Annotated in this window: 16 protein-coding genes and 2 pseudogenes; 16 read left to right on the forward strand and 2 right to left on the reverse strand. The window is 38.0% G+C overall.

Annotated elements, in window-relative coordinates; translation table 11 throughout:
• The 4 genes and pseudogenes from D5018_RS06980 (at position 1) to D5018_RS06995 (ending at position 4,009) form a co-directional block, all read left to right on the forward strand.
• Positions 1–1,233, forward strand: a complete 1,233-nt coding sequence (locus D5018_RS06980) for a glycosyltransferase family 4 protein (protein ID WP_121838294.1) — start codon at positions 1–3, stop codon at positions 1,231–1,233.
• Between the two features lie 32 nt (positions 1,234–1,265).
• Positions 1,266–2,309, forward strand: coding sequence for a UDP-N-acetylglucosamine--undecaprenyl-phosphate N-acetylglucosaminephosphotransferase (gene wecA / locus D5018_RS06985; protein ID WP_121838295.1), 1,044 nt, complete (start codon positions 1,266–1,268; stop codon positions 2,307–2,309).
• A gap of 125 nt (positions 2,310–2,434) precedes the next feature.
• A pseudogene (locus D5018_RS06990) lies at positions 2,435–3,578 on the forward strand (IS4 family transposase).
• A 41-nt stretch (positions 3,579–3,619) separates the two neighbouring features.
• Positions 3,620–4,009: a hypothetical protein gene (locus D5018_RS06995; RefSeq protein WP_121838296.1), complete on the forward strand. Its 390-nt coding sequence runs from the start codon at positions 3,620–3,622 to the stop codon at positions 4,007–4,009.
• Positions 4,010–4,044: 35 nt separating this feature from the next.
• On the opposite strand, the gene D5018_RS07000 is transcribed toward D5018_RS06995, so the two are convergent.
• The gene (locus tag D5018_RS07000) at positions 4,045–4,686 is read right to left on the reverse strand and encodes a relaxase/mobilization nuclease domain-containing protein (RefSeq protein ID WP_121838297.1); all 642 of its coding nucleotides are present in this window, start codon (positions 4,684–4,686) and stop codon (positions 4,045–4,047) included.
• Positions 4,667–5,197, reverse strand: a complete 531-nt coding sequence (locus D5018_RS07005; RefSeq protein ID WP_121838298.1) for a plasmid mobilization protein — start codon at positions 5,195–5,197, stop codon at positions 4,667–4,669. The genes D5018_RS07000 and D5018_RS07005 overlap by 20 nt, the downstream gene beginning before the upstream one ends.
• An 873-nt stretch (positions 5,198–6,070) precedes the next feature.
• On the opposite strand from D5018_RS07005, the gene D5018_RS07015 reads away from it, so the two are divergent.
• From D5018_RS07015 to D5018_RS07080, 12 genes and pseudogenes are all read left to right on the forward strand, one after another.
• On the forward strand, positions 6,071–6,574 hold the full coding sequence (locus D5018_RS07015; RefSeq protein WP_121838300.1) for a helix-turn-helix domain-containing protein: 504 nt from the start codon (positions 6,071–6,073) through the stop codon (positions 6,572–6,574).
• Positions 6,561–6,902, forward strand: a complete 342-nt coding sequence (locus D5018_RS07020; protein WP_121838301.1) for a hypothetical protein — start codon at positions 6,561–6,563, stop codon at positions 6,900–6,902. Before D5018_RS07015 ends, D5018_RS07020 begins: the two co-directional genes overlap by 14 nt.
• Complete coding sequence (locus D5018_RS07025) at positions 6,886–7,572, forward strand: VUT family protein (protein WP_121838302.1); 687 nt, start codon at positions 6,886–6,888, stop codon at positions 7,570–7,572. Before D5018_RS07020 ends, D5018_RS07025 begins: the two co-directional genes overlap by 17 nt.
• The gene (locus D5018_RS07030; protein WP_121838303.1) at positions 7,559–8,134 is read left to right on the forward strand and encodes a VOC family protein; all 576 of its coding nucleotides are present in this window, start codon (positions 7,559–7,561) and stop codon (positions 8,132–8,134) included. The genes D5018_RS07025 and D5018_RS07030 overlap by 14 nt, the downstream gene beginning before the upstream one ends.
• A gap of 85 nt (positions 8,135–8,219) precedes the next feature.
• Entirely contained in the window at positions 8,220–8,723 is a 504-nt protein-coding gene (locus D5018_RS07035) for a helix-turn-helix transcriptional regulator (RefSeq protein WP_121838304.1), read from the forward strand.
• Between the two features lie 744 nt (positions 8,724–9,467).
• Positions 9,468–12,146: a toprim domain-containing protein gene (locus D5018_RS07050; protein WP_121838307.1), complete on the forward strand. Its 2,679-nt coding sequence runs from the start codon at positions 9,468–9,470 to the stop codon at positions 12,144–12,146.
• Complete coding sequence (locus D5018_RS07055) at positions 12,143–12,352, forward strand: hypothetical protein (RefSeq protein ID WP_121838308.1); 210 nt, start codon at positions 12,143–12,145, stop codon at positions 12,350–12,352. The genes D5018_RS07050 and D5018_RS07055 overlap by 4 nt, the downstream gene beginning before the upstream one ends.
• A 4-nt stretch (positions 12,353–12,356) precedes the next feature.
• Positions 12,357–13,535 (forward strand): site-specific integrase, encoded by a 1,179-nt coding sequence (locus D5018_RS22095; protein WP_121838309.1) that lies wholly within the window; start codon positions 12,357–12,359, stop codon positions 13,533–13,535.
• Between the two features lie 750 nt (positions 13,536–14,285).
• Positions 14,286–16,115, forward strand: a complete 1,830-nt coding sequence (locus tag D5018_RS07065; RefSeq protein WP_121838310.1) for a DUF885 domain-containing protein — start codon at positions 14,286–14,288, stop codon at positions 16,113–16,115.
• 60 nt (positions 16,116–16,175) lie between these two features.
• Entirely contained in the window at positions 16,176–16,709 is a 534-nt protein-coding gene (locus D5018_RS07070) for a GNAT family N-acetyltransferase (protein WP_121838311.1), read from the forward strand.
• Between the two features lie 37 nt (positions 16,710–16,746).
• Positions 16,747–16,974, forward strand: a pseudogene (locus D5018_RS07075) (RNA-binding S4 domain-containing protein); the annotation flags it as partial.
• A gap of 6 nt (positions 16,975–16,980) precedes the next feature.
• Positions 16,981–17,367 carry a ribonuclease E inhibitor RraB gene (locus tag D5018_RS07080; RefSeq protein ID WP_121838342.1) on the forward strand — a complete coding sequence of 129 codons (387 nt, stop codon included), beginning with the start codon at positions 16,981–16,983 and terminating at the stop codon, positions 17,365–17,367.
• Positions 17,368–17,624: the final 257 nt, after the last annotated feature.

Below are 17,624 nucleotides of genomic sequence, written 5' to 3' on the forward strand. Positions count from 1 at the left end.
ATGCATATTCTTTTTCTGACAGATAACTTTCCTCCAGAAGGTAATGCTCCTGCATCCAGAACTTATGAACACACTAGAGAGTGGGTTAAAGCTGGTCACAAAGTAACAGTAATAACTTGTGCACCAAACTTCCCTGAAGGTAAAGTCTTTGAGGGTTACAAAAATTCATGGTTCAGTAAAAGTAAAGTTGAAGGCATTAATGTTTGGCGTGTTAAAACTTACATTACGGCCAATGAAGGGTTTATCAAGCGTATCTTAGACTTTATTTCTTTTATGCTGAGTAGCTTTATTTTTGGTCTATTTAGTAAAAAAGTTGATGTTGTTATTGGTACTTCACCTCAATTTTTTACTGTTATTTCAGCTTGGGCTTTAGCAAAGCTTAAAAGCGTGCCCTTTGTTTTTGAACTACGTGACATTTGGCCTGCATCTATTACTGCCGTTGGTGCAATGAAAAAGAACAAGATTATTCAGATACTGGAAAAAGTTGAGATGTTTTTATACAAGCAAGCTGACTTGATCGTGTCTGTCACTCATAGTTTCAAAAAGGAGTTAATCGAGAGAGGTGTTGATGGCAATAAAATAGACGTTGTCCTAAATGGTGTTGATCTCTGTAAGTATCACCCCACTGATAAAAGTAAATCTATTTTCGCTAAAAAATATAAACTTGAAGACAAATTTGTTGCCGGGTATATCGGCACTCACGGTTTGGCTCATGGCTTATCTACTATCGTGGAAGCCGCTGAACTCTTAAAAGAACATGATGAAATTCGCTTTGTTTTTGCTGGTGGAGGTGCAGAGAGAGACAAGGTTAAGAAGTTAGTTATTAAGAAAAAATTAGAAAACGTAATTTTGATTGATAGGCAATCTAAAGAGATGATGTCTCAATTGTGGGCTGTTTGTGATATCTCTCTTGTTCCATTAATTAATAAACCGTTATTTAAGACTGTAATACCTTCCAAAATATTCGAATGTATGGGGATGGGAATACCTTCAGTAATTAGTGTTCCTGAAGGTGAAGCAACCAAGATAGTTAGAGATACTGACAGTGGATTAGTTGTTGAATCAGAATCTGCAAGTGAAATAGCCAAAGCGGTTCTCGACTTACATTCTAATAAAGAACAATACGTCAGTTTAAAATTCAATTGCAGTGAAAATTCTTCTTTGTTTGATAGGAGGTTGCTTGCTGATAAAATGCTTAAAATTGTAGAGCGTGTAGTAAAAAGAGTTGGTTGATTAAAATAACAAACTCTATATAGGTACTATATATGGAATATTTTCTTGCCTTTATGGGCTCATTTTTATTTACATTGTGCGGTGTTGCTGCATTAAAACCTCTCGCACAAAAAATGGGGTTAGTTGATATACCGAATGATCGTAAGTTGCATGTTGGTGATACGCCTTTAATTGGTGGGGCAGCAATTTTTTTGGGTGTGTTGTTTGCGTCGGCAATAATAATGCCTTTAAGTCGAACTTTTAATTTGTACTTATTATCTGCAAGCCTTATTTTAATTTTGGGGATATTGGATGATAAGTGTGACTTGTCTGTACGCTCAAGACTTTTAGTGCAAGTTTTTGTGGCTTCAATATTGATCTTTGGAGCAAATTTTTACCTTTCAACATTTGGTTTTATCTTTCATTTTTTTGAGTTTAAGCTTGGGTATATTGGAACCGTAGTTACGGTGGTTGCTGTTATTGGGGCAATTAACGCATTTAATATGGTTGACGGTATTGATGGCTTAGCGGGAGCGCTCAGTTTAGTTACTTTTGGTTCACTTTCATTGCTTCTATATAAAGCTGGTAATCACTGGTTTATATTAGCTTTTTTATTTATTCCAGCTATTCTTGCTTATCTCTCATTTAACTTACGCTGGCCTTTTAAAAACGTTACTAAGGTGTTTATGGGCGATGCAGGAAGCATGTTGATCGGGCTTTCAGTAGTTTGGCTGTTAGTCATTGGTGTTGAATCTGAAAATAGGGCCTTTTCTCCTGTTACAGCATTATATTTAATCGCTATCCCACTCATGGATATGGCTGCGATAATGTATCGAAGAATGAAGAAGGGTCAATCACCATTTAAGCCAGATAGAGATCATTTGCATCATATTTTCGAACGTGCAGGCTTCTCACGCCGTCAAACTTTAGTCAGAATATTTTTAGGAGCGATTGTCATTGCTCTAATTGGTTTAATTGGTGAAGCTCTTCATGTACCAGAGTCCATAATGTTTGTTTTATTTGTCACCATCTTTGTTTTTTATAATTGGGCATTAATGCATGTTTGGCAACTGCTCAAAAGGTTCAGAAAGGATTAAAAATGAAAGCAGTAATTCCAGTTGCAGGGTTAGGAACCTTAAGCATCCCCTCATATAAATCAGTCATATCAACGGTTGTGAGGTAAAATACTCCAAATAACCTTAATACGCACAATGACCGCACCATGATAAATCAAGATTTAATTCATAATCACGTAGATGAACTTTTTGGCCATAGCATGCATGCTCGAAGAGTTCAGTCTTTAGCAAATGCGGCTCATGGTGTAATAGAAAAAGGTTCCCTCGCTGTTCACGCTATTGGTGCAGGCTTAGCTCAAGCTTGTGAGCTAAAGAGAAAGTCTGCAATAAAGCAGGTTGATAGGTTAGTGAGCAACACCAAGCTCAATGTATGGCAACTACTTGATAGCTGGGCTTCTTATATTATTGGTTCACGCAGCGAAATTGTTGTATCTCTGGACTGGACAGAGTTCGATGCCGACGAGCACTCCACTATTGTCTTAAGCATGCAAACCTCGCATGGTCGTAATACGCCTCTATTATGGAAAACGCACAAGAAACTCGGGTTAAAGGGGAACCGTAATAATCATGAAGACGAGTTGCTGGTAAAGCTCAGAGAGATTGTTCCTCAAAGGGTTAAAGTTACTATTGTTGCCGATAGAGGCTTCAGTGACACCAAGCTATTTAATTTCCTTGAGCATGAGCTTGGATTCGATTACGTCATTCGAAACAAAGTCTAATATCAAGGTTACAGACGCCGAAGGTGAGTTATTTCCAATCAAAGACTTCTTACTTCCGAGTGGACGAGCAAAGACTCTGAAGAATGTTGAGTTAACCAGCAAGCGTCACCCTGTGGCGAAAGTCATCTGTACCAAGAAAAAGGGAATGAAATCAGCATGGTTTATCGTCTCGAGCCGGGCAGATTTAGGTACACCGAAAATTTTACAGCTATATGGAAAACGCTGGGGAATTGAAACCACATTCAGGGACATTAAGGATTATCGCTTTGGAATGGGCATGAGCGAAACCTATACACGCTCAACCACAAGAAGAGATAGGCTATTTTTACTAAGCGCACTTGCGATTGGTTTACTTACTCTGCTAGGTAAAGCAGGTGAAGAAGCTGATTTAGAAAAGACAATTAAAGCCAATACGACCAAAACTAGGAGCTACTCTTTATTTCGCCAAGGCTGCATTTACTATGAGCTTTTACCGACAATGAGAGAAGAATGGGCGCATCCATTAATGGAAAATTTTTATCGTTACCTTAAAAATCACAGTATTTACCGCAGTGTCTTTGGGATTATTTAATTCAAAAATATGAGGGGATCTTTAAGCTCCCGTATTCTATTATGCAAAATCAGTGGTACCTCATAAAAGTAAAGCGAAATCAAACTGATCGCGCTTTACTCAATTTAACGCAAATGGACTGTAAGTGTTATCGGACACTATTATTTTCAAAATATTTGTTTGTCTGTATCGAAGAAGATAGTTTACTTTTCTCTAGTGCTAGATTTGCAAGAGGAGTGGACGATTTTTTTAGAATTCAAAATAATCCAGTTCCAATCCATAAAGAAGTAATAGATGGATTGATTTCACTAGGATTATTAATAGATTCTGAGAAAAGCCTTACCCAATTTAATGAGCCTGATAACAATATCTGCTCTCATCTTTTATCAATTAGTGGTTTTGATAACGAAGATAAGCGAGTAATAGAATTTTTTAAACTTGCTTTCAAATAAAAGTACCTTCTCTCCATCTAACTAGTCAATTGAACTCACGGCTCGATCATGTGTTCTTTCGAAGCTGTTTTTGTAGTTCTTAGTAACCGTAAACTCATCAAACTCGATGTAGCCTCAGCTGCAACGCCCTCTCTTTCCATTTCTATAGCAAAACGCTCACGCCACACTTGGGGTAATCCTTTTCGTACGTGCAATCGCTTCCCATCAAATCCTAAGTTCTTAACAGTCAAATGAACATGTGGGCTGTCGGTATCGGTGTGCAATGCCATGATGTATTGATGATTATCGGAGAAGGTCTTTTTTGCGAACTCTCTTACGGCTTTTTTCACAGCTTTAGGTTCGGTGCCATCGGGCATAGATAAAACGATGTGAGTACTATGGCGAGTGCGTCTTTTGGTATTGGTTTGCGGTTCTCCCCAATCTTTAGCTAGCAGATGCAGTGACTGTTTATCATGGTAGATCTGACCACATTCATCTTCAATTTCTAGCTTTCCATTACGGCTGATGTAATCAAAATGACTTCGAGTATGATCGGCAGTGTAGCAATAACCACTGATTTTCACCATGACTTCTGGAGGTTTTCGAGTAAAGCTTTTCGATGATTTGATACGGTTGGGTTTGTGCCAAACGTCATTATTGAGTAATCCAGATATTCGGTCATTCAGCAGTTGGCTCATGATCAATGCTCCAACGAGTACGGTTTTTGTCGAGTAATTTGTAAACCTTATCTTTATGTTTATCAATTCTGTTACTGAGCATTTCAATCATTCCTTTAGTGATCTTGTCGCTCTCTCTGAATTCAATATTCAGCACTCTAGCTATTTGATTAAGGTTGCGACCAATGGCTGATAACTGGCGGTTGGATTGACGTAAGATGTTTATTTCATCATCACTTAGCACTGGCTCTTGGTGTAAACGAGATAGAATACAAGCAGAAGCCCAGTTAGTTTGTGATAAATAGCCTTCCGATTTTGCTCTGGTAGATAAAAGGTGGTGATTATGATCCGAAAGTCTGATGGTAATTTTATTGGTTTTTAGCTCTTTAAAATCATTAGTGTTGGCCACACCAGGAGAAGATTGATTTATCAACGTTCTGATCATACTTGAGGCTGTAATTCCTTGAGTATCACAATAATCCCTCAAATTTGTTTTTTCTTCATCGCTGAGCAAAATTTCAATTCGTGCCATTTGTGCATCCTACCGCAGTTACTCGCTTTCAAATTACTACATATTGTTGCGAGTCTGGATAGTTTAAAAGGATATATGTTAGAAGTTTATTCTTTCAGAATGGCGTTCCCGGAAAATGCCAGCAAAACATACGGAGTTTGCCATCATTTTGCGAATCCTGCACTAGTCAATAAAAGACGAATTTTACTCAGATTAAGGTGATTCAGCTTCGATGTAATTTAAGCAAAAAGAAAATCAAAACCTGTGGGTCAATCGTCTGTGGAGGCACTCTTAAACCAAATAATGGCTCTGAAAATTGCCTTTGTGGTGAAATACCCAAACAGAAAAAACATTGCTGTAGACTCAACGCTAACGAATAAGTCATAGGATACGAAAGAGATAAGAAAAATATACTCCAATAGATGCAGAGGATAAATTTTCGTTCTTTGAACAAAGAGTTGACAGCTGTAGCCTATAAAACCAAGTGAAAAAGCTAATAGGGACTCAGGAACCTTTTCATAGTATTCGTTATACAAGAGCAAACCTAGCCCTATAATCATACACCTAACTATTAGTTCTCTTGGTGAACCCACTTTTTCTCCAGACTACATATTTTTAACTACAGCAAAAAGCGAACGGACATTGCTCGATGCTGTGTAATGAACTTATTAAACAGAACTCATCCTACCTCAAATCTAAAATGTTCGCTTCTTTTCGATAAAAGTTCCCTACGAGCTTTAAAAATTAATTTTCTTCTACAGCCCCTATTTTTACTTACACCTTTCCCCAAACCTTTGTTTTTATCCTGAATTTAACCTTAACAATTTAAAGGTTTATTTTGACAGAGTTGCATACGTTTAGCGTAGGCTACCAAAAAAAACAAATGGCACAGTTATGAGTCTTACATTTGGTGAACGTTTGGAATACGCCTTGATGCAACTGCATGTTAGTCAAGCCGAACTAGGTCGGCGCAGTGGGGTATCTCAGCAGAGTATTAATTACATTGTTCAAAAGAAATTAGATAAATCCAAATTTGCTTTCCAGCTTGCTGACTGCCTTGATGTGAATCCGTCTTGGTTATTACACGGAGTTGGGCGATTCGAAAGCTGCTTTGCGATAGATATTCCGATCATTAATAGCTTTGTCGATGTGCAGAAATTTATTCGTGATGGGCAGTTACTGGATCACAAGAAGTACATCATCATCGAAAAAGACATTGGCAAGCTCAGCTTTGCTTTTCAGCTCCAGTTAGACGAACTCATTATTTGTGGTGAACAAAATACCTTTGGCGCTAAACAGTTTCTAAAAATCGAACCACTCAAAATTGAAGTGTTAGATAAATCCGATGTGAATACCTTTCCTATTTATGAAATAAGGAGGCGCTGTGTCGAGTATTAATGCTTTTAAAAGTTCACTTGATTATGCCTTGAGCAACCTGTTTGCCAGCAAGATGAAAATCTTTATTGAACAAATGGTGTTTATGGATGGCACGTTCTGGCTACGCTTTCGGTTTGGCTCCAGTATGAAAATCCATAAAGAGCGTATTGAAGTTGTACATGAACAATATGGCGCACCGTTTTTTAATGAAATTCAGTGGGCGAAATTCAATCAGTATTTGAGTTTCTATAAAACCTACCAGAATTTCATTAAATTCCAGTGTCCAGAAAGCCAAGCTAATTTTATCGAATTCGTAATGAAGGAGGTACAAGATGGCCACGGCTTCTGAATACCAGAAAATGCTGAGAACAACAAAGCTGAATTATATTTTGATTGGCTTGTTGATCACGACATCCATTACCTCTCACTTAATCGCCAATCGGTTTATCGTACTATTTGGTTATCCGGTGATCCCTGCCACTTTCACTTATATGTTGGTGTTTTCGCTTTCAGATATGTTGGCTGCACTTAATAATCGTCGGTTTGTGGTGTGGGTCTTGGTGGGGGAAGCACTTGCCAACTCCTATTGGTTGATGGCCGCCACGGGTGTTGATATTTCACCTGCGCCAGATTTCTTCCCACTGGCTCAGTCTTATCACGATGTGTTTGGCAGCGTACCTGAGTTGTTCCTTGCCAATTTAGGTGGTGGCTTGATTATCGGCATCATTGATATACTTCTGTTCTCTCATTGGTATCAAGTCAAGCAATACCCGTATTTCAAATCTACATTATTCTCGACCTTAGTGAGTATCAGTGCTTACACCTATTTCACCGATTACTTTGGGTTTAAAGGTAACTATCCAGAGAGTGTGTTTTTACTCGCTCATGTGAATATCGTTACCAATGTTCTTTGCGTAATTGTGTACTCCATTTTAAGTACATTGGCGATGAAAGCCATCAGGGAATACATTTCTACCAATCAACCAACTGCAGGAGTTCAAGCCCATGATCCAGTTTGAAGGGTTTAGTCACATTAATATTGTGGTGAATGATTTAGAGCAAGCCTTGGCATTTTATCAAACTGTGTTTGGTGCCATTCCTCAGCAATCGTTTCCACACTTTAAAAACATTGGTTTTAGTCGATCAGCTGGTTTTATAGAGCAGCCTGAAAAAGTCGATGTCACCATTACCTTTTTAGAGATCCCAAATACGGGAGTATATTTAGAGCTGATGGAATATCACCAACCTGTTGGCCGACAGGAAGTGACATTTAAAGCCACGAATGATGTCGGAAATGTCGGACACATAGCCCTCAAGGTGAGCAATATTGAGGCGGCATTTGAATTTGTGAAAGCGCAAAAAGACGTGACCTTAATTAGCCAAGATATTAATTATCAGCCTTACAAGATCGACACCATTACCCCTGACGATTTCTACTTTTTTGATAAAGAGCAAGAAGCTAATCTTGAAGCTAAACAAGAAGTTTGTGATGTGGTTTCTAACATCAAGTATTTTTACTTTATCGACCCTTATGGCGTGCAGTGGGAACTTGAGCAAGGGCATTTAGATATTGGCAGTTAATTAACCTTATTATTAATATTTAATTTGACTAAACTGTCAAAAACATTTGTATTTAGGAGGTAACAATCCCTTTGAGACAAAATAAATGGAAACAACTTTAGGTGAACGATTAGAACGAGCGTTGATTGAACTTCAAGTATCTCAAACTGAGTTGGCGAAACGCTCAGGGGTCACCAAACAAGCTATTAACTATATTATTAATCAAAAGCTTACTGAATCAAAGCTTGCTCCTAAACTTGCCAATGCATTAAACATAAACCCCAATTGGCTAATGTTGGGAATTGGGCAGCTTGAATGTAAGATAAGTCGAGAAGTTCCCATTCTAAATAGCTTTGTGGCTTTACAAAAATACTTAAAAGATGGGATTTTTATATGGGGAAGTCCATCAATATTGACAGAAAAAAATTTAGGTAAATTAGCCTTTGCTTTTCAAACAGAACTTAAAAAGGTGGCGTTATGTGGCCTTGAAAATACTTTTAATGCTACAGAGTTTTTGGTGATCGAACCAGCTAAGTACGAAATCGTTACTGAGCAAATCGATGGTTCATTTCCTATTTATGAATGGAGGATACGCTGTGTTGAGTTTTGACAATTTAACTAAATGGTTTCATTACCATTCTGAATGTAACAGAGCCTCAGCCATATTGATTGTATTTAATGGATTGGTATTCAAAGAAAATGAATTTTTGATAGAGTATAGGTTTAGCAATTCCCGTAAGACCCTTGTTGATCCTTTGTATATTGTGGAAAAAGTTCTTCCTGCTTATGCCTTATCTATAGAAGAGGCGGCTAAATTTCAATGTTATGTTGCATGGATAAAGACATACGATAGATTTATTCGATTCTTGCCCGAATCTACTCGCAAAGCTTTTATTGAGTACGTCCAGAGCGAACACAATAAAAATTTTTCAAGCATTCATTAATCACCTTCAAGCCAGTCATCCATTTTTTCCTTTCAAAGACTTTGTGTTTATTTTGTCTAAATTTCCAAACATGAAGTAAATTTCATCAATATTAATTTGACTCATTTTACTTAGAAATTCAAAAATGCCGTAAAGGTCAAATTTTTTTGACATATTTTAGGAGTGATTATGATTAACAAAGAAACTGTTTTATCAAGATCTCTTTCAAAGCAAATTTGGTTCACGAATGCTCAACTCTGTGAACATTTTGGTATCCATAGGGCAACTCTTTGCCGTTGGAAAAGGCACCGCAGGTTTCCTCAGGCTGAGATAAGGCTTACTGGACGAGAACGGTACGATATAAGAAAGATAAATGCTTTTTTACAATCAAAGCTGTAGTTGTGTTTTGAAGCTAGCTATGGAGTGTAGTTATGTATCCAGAGTTATATCAAGAAGTGTTGCGCCGATTACCGAGAGACTTTGATTTCAAGAAGCAAAGTACCGACTTTCTACAACAAGGCATTTGCCCTAACTGCGGTAAAAGAGAACTTTATACTTCTAAAAATGAACCTTGGTTACTTCGCTGTGGACGATTAAACAAATGTGGACATGAACTGCATATCAAGCAGCTTTACCCTGATCTATTTAATTCTTGGAGCGAACGCTTTCCTGTCTACGATGAAAGTCATGGTTCAACCGATACCGCTGATGCTTACTTAAAATACGGACGAGGTTTCACACTCAGTCTTATCAAAGATTGGTATCAACAAGGTTCCTATACTGATAAAACTACAGGCTTTAGTAGTTCGACGGTCAAATTCACCTTAACCAATGGCACCACTTGGGAAAGGTTAATTGATAAACCTGAGCGTTTTGGCAGTAAAAAAGCCATATTCAAAGGCAAATACCAAGGAGAATGGTGGCAAGCACCTAATTTTTGCGTTGATACCCTGCCGCAAGAGTTATGGCTAACTGAGGGAATATTTGATGCCATTGCTCTGATCCATTCTGGCTTAACTGCTGTTAGCACCATGAGCTGTAACAATTTTCCTGAAAAAGCTCTTCAACACCTTGAGGTGTTATTAGCTGGTAAGCCCAAACCAACTTTAGTCTTCGCCTTTGATACGGGTAATGCAGGCGAATCCTTTACTCAAAAATTTGTTGATAGAGCAAGAGAACTTGGTTGGCAAGCCACAGCAGCTCAACCCTACACAGCCAAAATAAAACTGGATTGGAATGAGCTACTTTTAAGAGAAAAGCTGACAGCGGAACATCTTGAACATTACCGACACCTTGGCAAATTGCTAATCGCAAGATCAGCAATGGATAAGGCGCTACTCATATACCAAAAGAATGGTAATACCGAATTTTCATTCGACTTTGAGCAAGCTTTATATTGGTACACTATTGATCTTAAAAATTTCCGTAAGGTGGAAGAACAGCTACTGGATGGTAACTCTAGCAAAGATACACGAGAAGAAGTTCGAGTACAGACTATTCGTGAGTCGAGTAAGGTAAAGTTACTTTGTAGGTGTTTTCCTCAAGCTTTGTATTCATGTCAGCTCTGTGATTCAAAAGAAATAAGCTATACCTTTAAAATTGATTTTCCACATCAAAATAACCGTATAATTACCAACTTTACAGGTTGTCAACTTAGCTCGTGTTATGAATTCAAACGAAGATTACTCAGTGTTGCACCTGGAGCGATCTTTCGAGGAAATACACACCAACTCGATCAGGTTGTTGAAAAGCAGCTATACAATATTAAGCATGTGCAATCCATTGATTTTATAGGATATAGCAAAGAGCATCAGTGTTATATATTTGATGATATAGCCGTTAAGCAAGGGAGGTTATACAGTCTCAATGATGAAGATTACTTTGATATTCCTCCCTTAAGTATCAAGTCGATTTATTCTCTCAAGCTTAAAATCAACTCAAATCTAGAGCAGTTTGGCACAACTTGGATAAACCTTCTTTGGCAAGCCTTTAATACAAAAGGGATCATAGCCTTAGCGTTTTGGTTCGGTAGCTTGTTTGCTGAGCAAATTCGCGAGTCACAAAAGACGTTCCCATTTTTAGAAGTTACGGGTGAACCGGGTAGCGGAAAAACCACATTGGTAGAATTTCTTTGGAAGTGTTGTGGTAGGTTAAATTATGAAGGTTTTGACCCTAATCGCGCATCTCCATCCGCTAGAGAAAGGCTCATGGCACAAGTGGGCAACCTTCCAGTGGTTCTCAGTGAAGCAGATAGAGAGCAAAGCAAAGACCCTAAGTTAGCACGTTTTGATTGGGAAGAGTTGAAGATGCTCTATCATGGCCGTTCAACATGCTATAAGGGAGTTAAAAGCAATAACAATGAAACTCGTGAGCCCAAATTTAGAGGTGCTATTGTTATTGAGCAAAACACTGAAGTGCAGGCATCAAGACCGATTTTACAGCGCATTATAAAACTGAGTTTTGAAACTCGCACCCAAACACCAGAAAGTTTATCGGCAGCAGAATGGTTAGAATCGATTGACGTCGAACAGGTGTCTGGTTTTATTTTAAAAGCCATTGTAAATGAGCAGCAAGTGCTTGCACAGCTCAAAGACAGAGTGCCTTTCTACCTAAAGCAAATCAAAAAAGAATACAAAATTTACAGCAATCGTATAGTAAAAAATCATGCTCAGTTGTGTGCATTAACCGAAATTATGTCGTCTCTATTTGGTATATCAGATGAATTTGTTGATCAGACGATTCAAGTTTTGAAAAGCATGGCGAAAGAGCGTCAGCAAGTAACAAGTAAAGAGATCCCGCAACTGCAATTATTTTGGGATATTTTTGAGTTCTTAGAGTCTGAACAAATCAATTCGGTTAACCATGCCAGAGATCCGGAGTTAATTGCTATTAATCTCAACCAGTTTTCTGAAATTGCCAGTTCCCGTAAGCAACAAATGCCAATATTGAGTGAGTTAAAGCGACTACTCAAATTAAGCAAATTACACCCGTTTATCGGGCAAAAAGCTGTGAACAGCGCCGTTAATGATCGGCTTAATAAATCTTTCCCAAACATGAATAAACCCGCTTGTGTTAAGTGCTGGGTATTCCATAAAGGAGAAAAGTCATGAATCATAAATTAATGAAAGCTTCCCATTGGGCAAAACGTGAGTTTGACCAAGGTTCTATGCCATGTGCTAAAACACTTCGAAATTGGATTAAATCAGGCATTGTTGAAGGTCGCTTTATTGATGGTAAGCCCTATGTGTTTGCTAATGAAAGAGCTGGAATTGATGCACGTGTAGCTGATGGAGTCAAAGCATTATTGAGGGCTTAATGATATGGCTGGTATTAGACAAAACAAACTTACTAAGCATTTGCCAGAGCATGTTTATTATGACGCTCGGCGAGGAAGCTTTAGGATAAAATTAGTGGACGGAAGATTTAAAGAATTAGGACGAGATAGGGAAGTGGCTATTTCTGTTGCTAAGGAGTACAACCGAATAGCTAGACCTAAAGTGAATGTTACAGTGGAGCAATTGCTTGCTGATGACAAAGACAATGAAACTTTTTTTGGCTCTTGTGTAGATAATTTATTAAATAGGATCCTTCAAGAAGAACAGCCATCTACGAGAGTGAAGTATTCATTTGTGAGTGATGCTACACGTTGCAAAGAGTTTTTTTGTAATATTCCTGCATCAAAAATAGAGCTTCGTCATGTTAACGACTATATCAATGAGTATCACGGTGATGCGAGCGCAAATGTTCAAAACCGAAAGGTAGCCTGGCTCAAAAAACTGTTTTCTTATGCCATAGATGAAAGCATTATGACGACGAACCCTGCCACTCTAAAAAAAAGGAAAAGAGTTGCAGATAAAGCTCGTCAAAGACTGAAGTTGGAGTGGTATCACGCTATTCATGAGGCATCTCCTCTTTGGCTGCAAACTGCGATGGATCTCAGTTTACAAACGACACATGCTCGATTGGAAATATCAAGAATTCGTTATCATATACCTCCTTCTGATACGAGAAACTGTGGCTGTACTTGGTTTAAAGATCCTGTGACCACTGAGAATGGAGCAATCTACGGAAAACTTTTAATTCATAGGCAAAAGGTGCTACACAAAGAGTCTGCTCATGTTGCAATTCCGATTGGTGAGAAACTGAAGCAAATCATTGATCGCAGCAAAGATAAAGTAATGAGCCAATTTGTTGTGCATCGAATTCAAAAGCGTAAATTTAAAAAAGTAAGAAAAAATTTAAACCAAGTCCCCCTTAATGCTATTTCTAGCACGTTTACGGAGGTCAGAGATTTAATTGGTTGTTGTGACCATTTAGCACAAGAGCAGAGACCTACCTTTCATGAAATACGAGCTTTAGCCGCCCATTTGTATGATAAACAGGGGATCGATCTTCAGTCTCGAATGGCGCACGCTGATGAAAAAAGCACAAGAGTTTATACCAAAAACCATGTAGAATTTATTGAAGTTCCACTTGCTGAAATTGACACTGGGAAATAGTCATCTATCTGATACAAATAAAGATCACTATAAATGCTCATAAAGGTAACTTATTAACCATTCTGTTTTTTGAAAAGTTACCTTTTTTTGTTGATTAAATTCTTAATTGCTTCAGTGTCTTAGCTTCGATTGTAAACTTATGTAACCAAGGTTACTATTTTCCGGTGGCGTATTGAGTTATATGAGTTTGTCCTCGATTGTCGTTTAGTTCGTTAGTTTACATTCTGATCACTAGCACTCAACCAAGAGCTTTCTCCTTTATTAATGCCTATATCAAGCAGCCTGCAACTCTATTTTCGCTTGAAATGCTATCTGTATTTTTGAGCTCAAGTATCATGTATAGTGCCTGAACTGAACATAAATCATGTGAAAGTATATGCTCAGATACTTAGATAAATTGTTATCAAATCATTCGACTTTGCAGTATTTCAAATATGGCTTTGAGTGCTAAAAATATCAGTAACAAAGCAGGAACAACACAAATTTTTAGCTGAATTAGCATAATGAAAACTTAGATATGTAAATGATGGGAAAGTGGTATAATTGCGCAAAATAAAGGTTTATCTTATTGATTTATAATAGCTCTTTAATACCTAAAATGCTTAATTTTTGCAAAATTTAGCAAAAGCTTTATTTTTATTAAAATCAATAAGATAAGTCACGATGATAATAATTAAGTATAGATGACAATTTTGAAATATCACTTGAGATGATGATTTCAAAAAACAAACTAAATTTAGGGAAATATAAATGAAAAAGTCTCTTCTTTTTATGGCGATAAGTTCAGTATTAACTTTATCTGCCTGTCAGGATAATGACGTACAAGAAACTCAAGTGACATCTAAAAAGCAAGCTTCATCGGCTGTTTCTAGTAAACAGCAGTCAGCTGAAAAGATTTATCTTGATCTGGTTGATAATTACTTTAAAGATCAACTTAAGTTAAATCCTTTAATGGCTACTTTTGTTGGAAATAACGATTATAACGATGAATTTGGTAGCAACCTTACAGAAGCATATCTCAAAGCTCGCCACGAATTAAATCAAGGTTATTTGGATAAGCTAAAAAAAATTGATCGCGCTAGCTTGCCGACAAACCTTCAATTCAGTTACGACTTATTTGGTTACGACCGTAACATGGAGCTGATTTCAGAAACCTATCCGTCACGTTGGTTACCGATGAATCAATTTTATAACACGGTTATTACCATGGTTCAGCTAGGTACAGGAGAAAGCGCACAACCGTTCAAAACTGTTGAAGACTATCAAAACTGGTTGTCTCGTCTTGATGGATTTATTGAGTGGACTCAACAAGCTCAAGAGCGTATGAACCAAGGCATTGAGAGCAAAGTGGTACTTCCACGTGTTTTAGCTGAGAAAATAGTGCCACAGCTTCAAGCTCATATTGTTGCCAATCCTGAAGAAAGTATCTTTTTTGCGCCAATCAAAAATATTCCTGACAATTTTACCGACTCGCAGAAAGCTGAGTTAACGGCGTCTTATAAAAAAATGATTGCTGAAAAGTTGGTTCCAGCTTTAGCTTCATTAAAAGACTATTTTAAAGATACCTATATCCCTAAAACACGTGCGGCTGATGGTTGGTGGGGATTGCCTAATGGTAAAGCTTGGTATCAGCATTTAGCAAACCAGCACACCACTACCAAAATGCCCGTAGATGAAATTCATGAGATTGGGTTATCAGAAGTGGCTCGTATTTTATCTGAAATGGATAAAGTTCGTGAACAAGTTGGATTTAAAGGTGATTTAAAAGCATTTTTCGCACACCTATCGTCAGATCCTAAATACTTCTTTACTGAGCGCCAAGACCTAGTTGATGGTTATATGGGGCTTAAAGACAGTATTAACAAAGAGCTGCCTAAATATTTCAATGTAATGCCAGAGGCGGATTACATTGTTAAGCCAGTAGAAGCGTTCCGTGAACAATCTGCTGCTGGTGCATCTTATCAATCTCCTGCTGTAGATGGTTCTCGTCCAGGCATTTTCTACATCAATACCTACAATTTGAAAGCTCAGCCTAAGTGGGGCATGACAACCTTATCTTTGCATGAAGCGGCTCCAGGACATCATTTTCAAATAGCCATTAAGCAAGAACTTAAAGGTGTGCCTCAGTTCCAACGCTTTAGTGGGTATACCGCTTTTGAAGAGGGATGGGCGCTTTATGCAGAATACCTAGGAATGGAAATGGGTTTATTTAAAGATCCTTACCAATACTTCGGCAAGTTATCAGATGAAATGCTTCGTGCGATGCGTTTAGTTGTTGATACAGGTCTACATGCTAAAGGCTGGAGTCGTGAACAAGCAATTCAATACATGAAAGATAATTCGCCAATGGCTGAATCTGATATTACCGCTGAAGTTGAGCGTTATATGGCTATTCCGGGGCAGGCATTGTCGTATAAAATTGGTCAGTTAAAGATTATCGAGCTTCGTGAACGTGCTGAAAAAGCACTGGGTAATAAATTTGATATTAAGGCATTCCATGATCAAATTTTGACGACCGGCTCACTGCCAATGGCGGTGATGGAAGATAAAATTGATAGCTGGATTGCATCTAATCAATAACTTATGTAATTTGGTTACCTCAAGGCGACAATGAAGTCGCCTTTTTAGTCTGAGGAAGCCATGAACCTGCCTTCAAGCCTGAATCTTACATATCGTGTGCCTAATCAGTCCGATTGGGATAACTACTTAAAACTAAACCTATCACCTGAGGTTAATCGTTATATTCGTGAAGTTTTGCCAGACAGCGACATTCGCAGTCGTTTCAATATTAAGACCCAACCTTGGACTTTCAAATCGGGTGGTTGGCTTATGTTGGTGTTGGAAGATAACTTAGGTGAGTTTGTTGGATACAATGGCTTTCATTGTTTTGATCTTGAATTAAAACATGTTGAAGTGGGGTATATGTTAACTCCAGAACAACAAGGTAAAGGTTACGCTACTGAAAGTTTAAAAACTATAACCAAGTGGGGCAGAGATCAGTTCGATATTCATAAATTTGTTGCTTATTGTTCTTCTCAAAATGTCAGTTCGCAACGAGTTCTGGAAAAGTCAGGGTTTCAGCAAGAAGGTTTATTGCGAGAAAACATTAAAATAGGTCAAAACTGGAGTGATGACTATGTTTATGGATTATTGTCTAGGGAAATTCCTCGATAAACCAGTATAATCCCTTTTATTTTTCATTGGTTAAAACATGTCTGAGATTGAAACACTAGAACTTCGCTCTGGTGATGAGTTTATTGAGCTATATAAGATTCTGAAAATTCAAGGGATGATCAGTGCTGGAGCTGAAGCTAAGCACGTTATCTCTGAAGGTTATGTTCTAGTAAATGGTGAAGTAGAAACCCGCAAACGTAAAAAAGTAGTTGCGGGTGATATAGTTACTTTTAACGGTGAATCGGTAATGATCACCTCTGAGGATGAAATAATGCAGTTTCCTGATGATGATAACGGGCAAATGCTAGCCGCTATGGCTGATGCTGGCATGGATCTCTCTAAGCCACAAAATATTGACTTTTTCCTTGTGTTTGACGAACAACGCGATGCGGAAACAGCCCTTGAAGATCTTGTTAACTCTGATCGTGAAGGTGAAGTTGAATTGTTGTTCAATGAAGAATCGACAAAGTGGGAATTGATTGTTTCTATTCATATGATGCCTGAGTATGATGCCATCATTACTACTGAGTCAGAACTTCATACTTATGCTGAAGAATATGATGGTATTTCTGATGGTTGGGGCGTGATGCAACATCAAGAAGGCGATGATGAGTTTGCCGATGAAGAGCATGAATGTGGAGAAGGTTGCTCTCACTAATACTTAGCGGTTATTAGAAGATCAGTTTTTCGGAGGGCATATGTCTGCAGCAGTGGAAGGAGACTTAACGGTAAGCTTTAGTGATCGTGTTTTAATTAACGCTCCACCCATTTCCGAAAAAGTGACTTTATTGAGTTTCAAACCGCGGTCAGCTAACTATTCTGTATGTGGCAAATGCTGCAACAGCATAAGGCTTGCTATTTGCTGCTTTTTTGTTGCTCCTCTCGTTTGTTGTTGTGACTATTTGGAATGTAAGT

This window comes from Parashewanella curva (genome assembly GCF_003675895.1).
In the GTDB taxonomy this organism is placed as follows: domain Bacteria; phylum Pseudomonadota; class Gammaproteobacteria; order Enterobacterales; family Shewanellaceae; genus Parashewanella; species Parashewanella curva.